The 941-nt window shown below is 69.2% G+C and carries 1 pseudogene; it reads left to right on the plus strand.

The features are described from left to right. Nucleotides 1-366: 366 nt before the first annotated feature. Nucleotides 367-941 (plus strand): annotated as a pseudogene (locus JCM19049_RS15530) (NAD-dependent DNA ligase LigA); the annotation flags it as partial.

The raw sequence follows: 941 nt of genomic DNA on the forward strand, positions 1-941 counted from the left end.
CCGGCTTCGTGCTGCCAACCCCCGCTCCGGCGCTCGTCGTGCCCTTCACCCTCGCGTCGTGACCCCATGACACACCCCACTGCAGATCAGGCGCCGGGGCCGTGCCGGCAACGGTCATGCTCCGTCTTTGACTTGGTGGCTCCACGATACCCCGCACCACCGATCAGCAACAGGACCACCGATTCCGGCGCCCGGCTGGGGCTGGTCCCCGCGCCGCAACCGGTGTCCCCGGGATCCGGCGCCGGGGGGCAAAACTCCGGGCGCGCGCAGAGCACAGGTGATCTGACTTGGCAGGTGGGGCACAATAAGGGGTGTGAGTGAAAATGCCGTTGCCCCACCGAAACCAGTTCGGCCCCGCCGGAAGACGTGCGCGCCGCGCATGATGCCCTGGTCGAACAGATCCGCCAGCACCGCGAGGCCTACTACCAGCAGGACGCGCCGCTGATCTCGGACGCCGAATACGATGCGCTGTTCCGCGAACTGCAGCGCATCGAGGGGCAGTACCCGATCCTGGCCGGGCAGGACTCACCCACCCAGGAGGTCGGCGGGGAGGTTTCCGCGGCCTTCGCCCCGGTCACCCACGCCAGCCGGATGTACTCCCTGGAGGACGTGTTCTCCATGCCGGAGCTGGACGCCTGGCTGGAGCGGGCCGAGGCGAACGCGCTGCGCCTGCGCCCGGAGCGCAAGCCCGCCTGGCTGTGCGAGGTGAAGATCGACGGGCTGGCGCTGAACCTGACCTACCGCGACGGCAAGCTGGTGCGCGCCGCGACCCGCGGGGACGGGACCACCGGCGAGGACGTCACCCACAACGCGCTGACCATCGCCGACATCCCCCAGCAGCTCTCCGGCAGCGGCTGGCCCCACGAATTTGAGGTGCGCGGCGAGGTGTTCATCGCCACGCAGGACTTCAACGCCTACAACGAGTCGCTGATCGAACAGGG

Source organism: Arthrobacter sp. JCM 19049 (genome assembly GCF_001310435.1).